This is a genomic window from Kitasatospora sp. NPDC056181 (genome assembly GCF_042266225.1).
In the GTDB taxonomy this organism is placed as follows: Bacteria; Actinomycetota; Actinomycetes; order Streptomycetales; family Streptomycetaceae; genus Kitasatospora.
On the sequence record NZ_JBHJUK010000284.1, the window covers coordinates 1 to 4,549 of the forward strand.

3 protein-coding genes are annotated in these 4,549 nt (G+C 71.9%); all 3 read right to left on the reverse strand.

From position 1 onward, the window contains the following. Window positions 1-26: 26 nt before the first annotated feature. The 3 genes from ACFC1F_RS42725 to ACFC1F_RS42735 all read right to left on the reverse strand — a co-directional run bounded on the left by ACFC1F_RS42725 (window position 27) and on the right by ACFC1F_RS42735 (window position 3,854). Entirely contained in the window at window positions 27-1,043 is a 1,017-nt protein-coding gene (locus ACFC1F_RS42725; protein ID WP_376167151.1) for an ABC transporter permease, read from the reverse strand. Next, on the reverse strand, window positions 1,040-2,644 hold the full coding sequence (locus tag ACFC1F_RS42730) for a sugar ABC transporter ATP-binding protein (protein WP_376167153.1): 1,605 nt from the start codon (window positions 2,642-2,644) through the stop codon (window positions 1,040-1,042). Before ACFC1F_RS42730 ends, ACFC1F_RS42725 begins: the two co-directional genes overlap by 4 nt. A gap of 163 nt (window positions 2,645-2,807) precedes the next feature. Then, window positions 2,808-3,854 (reverse strand): substrate-binding domain-containing protein, encoded by a 1,047-nt coding sequence (locus ACFC1F_RS42735; RefSeq protein WP_376167155.1) that lies wholly within the window; start codon window positions 3,852-3,854, stop codon window positions 2,808-2,810. Window positions 3,855-4,549: the final 695 nt, after the last annotated feature.

Sequence of the window (4,549 nt, forward strand, 5' to 3'; positions counted from 1 at the left end):
CGGGAGCGCGGGGGCCGGCGTCGGGGTCAGGCGGGCAGGCCGACGGCGCGTTCGCCGCTGCGGCGCTGCTGGATGACGACGGCGGCCACCAGGAGGGTGCCCTGGGCGACGTTCTGCCAGAAGGTGTTGATGCCCTGGACGGTGAGGCCGTTCTCCAGGCAGCCGAGGAGGGCGACGGCGAGCAGGGTGCCGCCGATGCCGCCCTTGCCGCCCTTGAGGGCGCAGCCGCCGAGGGCGGCGGCGGTGATGGCCTTGAGCTCCAGGCCCTCGCTGCCGGAGACGGGCTGGCCGGAGCCGGTGCGGGCGGTGAGGAGGATGCCGGCGACGGCGGCGACGGCGCCGATGAGGGCGTAGACGGCGATGAGGTACTTGTTGATGTTGATGCCGGCGAGGCGGGCTGCGGTGTCGTTGCCGCCGATGGCGTAGACGTTGCGGCCGATGTCGGTGTACTTGAGGAGGAGGTGTACGGCGACGGCGGTGAGGATGAGGATCCAGACCATCACCGGGAGGCCGGCGATCTTGCCGCGGCCGAGGAAGACGAAGACGTCGTCGTTGAGGACGTAGCCCTGGGCGCGGCCGTCGGAGAGGAGTTGGGCGAGGCCCTTGTAGGCGGCGAGGCCGGCCAGGGTGGCGATGGTGGGGTTGACCCGGCCGTAGACGATGACGACGCCGTTGAGGATGCCGACCAGCAGGCCTACGCCGATGGCGGCGGCCATGCCGGCCAGGGCGTTGGAGCCTGCGGAGGTGAAGGCCATCGCGGAGACGACGGAGGCGACGCCGGCCTGCGAGCCGACGGAGATGTCGAGGCCGCCGCAGATGATGACGACGGTCTGCACGACGGCGAGCAGGCCGGTGATGGTGGCGGCCTCGGCGATGACCTGGAGGTTGGACAGGCTGAGGAAGTTGTCGTTCAGGGAGCCGAAGAGGGCGAGGACGACGACGAGGGCGCCGATGAGGCTGAGGTTCTGTCCGCCGAGCGAGGCGAACGAGGGGCGCTTGCGGGTGCCGGAATCGGTGGACCGGTGGGCCGTCGCGGTGGTCATGAGCGGCCTCCGGGGGCTGCGTCGGTGTGGGCGGGGGAGAGGGGGAGGCCGGTGGGGGCGAGGTCGTCGGCCATGGCGAGCTGGAGGATGGTCTCCTCGTTCGCCGCCGCGCGGGTGAGTTCGCCGGTGATCCGGCCGTTCTGCATGACCACCACGCGGTCGGCGAGGCCGAGGACCTCCGGCAGCTCGGAGGAGATCACCAGCAGCGCGGTGCCCTCGCGGGCCAGGTCCGCGATGATCTGGTAGATCTCGGACTTGGCGCCGATGTCGATGCCGCGGGTCGGCTCGTCGAGGATGAGCAGCTTCGGCCGTCGGGCCAGCCAGCGGGCGAGGACGACCTTCTGCTGGTTGCCGCCGGAGAGCTTGCGCACCTCGTGCTCGACGGAGGGGGTGCGCACCCGCAGCCGGTCCGTGAACTCCTGGGCCAGGGCGCGTTCCCGGCGGCGGTTCACGAAGCGCAGGCGGCGCAGCCGGTCCAGGACGACCAACGAGGTGTTGTCGCGGATCGACCGGTGCAGGAACAGGGCCTGGGCCTTGCGCTCCTCGGGGGCGAGGCCGATGCCGGCGGCGATCGCCGCCCTGGGGCGGCCGGGGCGCAGGGGTCGGCCGTCGAGGGTGATGGTGCCGCTGCGGACGGGGTGGTCCCCGGCGAGGGCGAGGGCGAGTTCGGAGCGTCCGGCGCCGATCAGCCCGGCGAGGGCGACGACCTCCCCGGCCCGTACCTGGAGGTCGATGTCCCGGACGTGGTCGGTGGTCAGGGAGCGGACGTCGAGGACGACCCGGTCGGTGGTGACGTCCTGGCGGACGAAGAGGGTGGAGAGGTCCCGGCCGACCATCAGGCGCACCACCTCGCCCTCGTCCGTGTCCGTGGCCTCCAGGACACCGGCCACGGCGCCGTCGCGCAGGACGGCGATGCGGTCGGCGAGCTGGAAGATCTCCTTCATGCGGTGGGAGACGTAGATGACGGCGACGCCGTCCTGCCGCAGCCGGCGGATGAGCGCGAAGAGTGCGTCGACCTCGCTCTCCGACAGCGAGGAGGTCGGCTCGTCGAAGGCGATGACCTTCGCCTCGCCGGTCAGGGCGCGCAGGATCTCCACCAGCTGGCGCTGGGCGGGGGTGAGCTCGGAGCCCAGGAGGTCCGGGTCGAGGACCTTGTCGAAGCCCAGCCGTTCGAGGTCGGCGGTGATCCTGCGGCGCAGTCCGGCGCGGTCCAGGCGTCGTCCGGCGGTGCGGGGGAGGGCGCCGGCGTAGACGTTCTCGGCGACCGAGACGTGCGGGATGATCTCGGGTTCCTGCGGGATGATCCGGATGCCTGCCGCCCTGGCCTCCGCCGGGGAGCCGAACGAGACCGGCCGGCCGTCGGTCAGGATCCGGCCCTCGGTGGGCTGGTGGTCCCCGGTGAGGATCTTGAGCAGGGTGGACTTTCCGGCGCCGTTCTCGCCCATCAGGGCGGTGACCTGCCCGGCGGGGAAGTCCAGGCTGACGCCGGACAGGGCCTGGACCGCACCGAAGCGCTTGGTGACCCCTTCGACGGCCACGGCCGAGGCGGCGGGCCGTGCGGGGGGAGGGGGCTCCGGGGGGCGGATGCCGGGGGAGTTCATGGGAACCTCGCAGATACGTCGGGGTGCCGTGGCAGGAACGCGGATCTCGGCGGTCCCGGCGCTGTGACGGGGCGCCGCGGCACGGGTGGGTGCATGGGCCGGGCGGGCGGGTGCGGTGGACCGGAGGCGGCCGTCGCCGCACCCGTACCGGCGCGGGGACGGGTCAGCTGCAGGTGACCCCGGAGGCCTTCCAGTTGGCGGGGTCGACCATCGTGGTCGGCGCGAAGGCCTCCTTCGGGAACTCCTTGCCGTTCTTGAGCTTGTCGACGATCGTCTGCACGGCGAGCGCGCCGACGTCCTTGCCGTTGATGAACAGCGCGGCCTTCATGCCGGAGGGCTTGTCGGTGCTCCAGTTCTTGCAGGCCAGGTAGGCACCGAGGCCCACGCCGATGACGTTCTCCGCCTTGAAGCCGGCGTTCTCCAGCGCGGTCACACCGCCCTGCACGTTCTCGTCGTTGCAGCCCCAGACCACCCAGTGCTTGACGGTGGGGTTGGCGGTGACGACGGCGGCGATCTTGTCCTGGGCGCCGGTGGGGGTGTTGTCGGTGGCGACGTCGATGTTCTGCACGCCGTTGCCGCCGCCGCTCACGAAGGCGGTCTTGGCGCTCTTCACCCGGGAGGTGCAGACGGTGACGTCCTGCTTCCAGGCGGAGATGGTGCGGGTCTCGGCCGGGTTCCAGCCCGCCTTGGTGAACTCCTGGCCGGCCCGCTTGCCGACCTCGGTGCCCATCTGCTCCCCGCTGAAGCCGATCCGGGGCACCAGGTTCTCCGGGGCGCAGCCGGCCGGGTCGGGGCCGGTGGTGCAGATCTGGTCGTCCGAGGTGAGCAGGGCGACCTTGGCGTCCTTGGCGGTCTGGACGATCTGCGGGCCGACGGCCGGGTCGGGGACGACGACGATGATGGCGTTGCTCTTCTGGGCGATGGCGGCCTTGGCCTCGCTGACGGCCTTGTTGGCGTCGTTGCCGAGGTTGACGACCTTGAGGTCGACGCCGAGTTCGGCGGCCTTGGCCTTGGCGCCGGCGGCCTCGCCGACGAAGTACTCCTGGTCGCCCTGCTTCTGCAGGTAGGTGATGGAGATCTTGCCGTCGACCTTGGCGACCTCCCCGCTGCCGCCGGCCTCGTGGCCGTCCGAACAGGCCGTGAGGGCGGCCGGGAGGAGCAGCCCTGCGGCCACGACGGCGGAGAGTCTGCGGGTGGGTGCACTGAACATGAGGACCCCTTGGATCGGATGGTGGGAGGTGGGCGGCCAGGCCTGACGCTTCAGAGTTTTCTAGTCGATCACGTTTAAACGAGATCAAACGCGTTGCGTCATAGAAAACTCGCCAAGCAATCGCATGTCAACATCCTGGCGCATCGGCCGGAATCGATATCGGCCCGTGACGTAGACATGGCCGACGCCGCCCGTCGTGTCCGATGCCCCTTCGGGGCCAGTGGCGGGCGGTTCCAGGTGGCCGCCGGTGATGGGCCGGGGTGCCGGGGGCCCGCTGCCCCGTGCGGCCCGCGCCCGCCCCGTACGGCGGTCGCCGTGGGTGTCCGGTCGGCGGGTGGGGTGTTGCTTGGCGTTGATAAATGTTGGATAGTGTTGCCAATGGTTCGGTGGAACGTTCCTCCGAGGACACTCCCGACCTTCCCGATTCCCCTCCTGCCGGTTGCCCCGACATCGCGTCGCGCGGGAGGGGGCGCCCGCGCGGTACGTCAGCCGCCCGGGCCGGGGTGCCGCCCTCGTCCCCTGCCCGGGCGGTGCCCCTTCCGCTCCGTCGGGTCGTCCGCCCCCGCTGCCGCCGCGGCAGAGCAGCCGTGGCGGGGGGCGGGCGTCGACGGCGGCGGCGGTGCTCCGTGAGGGTCGGAGCCACCGCCACGGGGCCGTCGGGGCCGGGGCTTGTGGACCCCGGCCCCGGCGGCCCC

Coding starts and splice junctions, on each gene's coding strand:
- ACFC1F_RS42735 (WP_376167155.1), bottom strand. CDS start 3,854: ATGTTCAGTGCACCCACCCGCAGACTCTCCGCCGTCGTGGCCGCAGGG.
- ACFC1F_RS42730 (WP_376167153.1), bottom strand. CDS start 2,644: ATGAACTCCCCCGGCATCCGCCCCCCGGAGCCCCCTCCCCCCGCACGG.
- ACFC1F_RS42725 (WP_376167151.1), bottom strand. CDS start 1,043: ATGACCACCGCGACGGCCCACCGGTCCACCGATTCCGGCACCCGCAAG.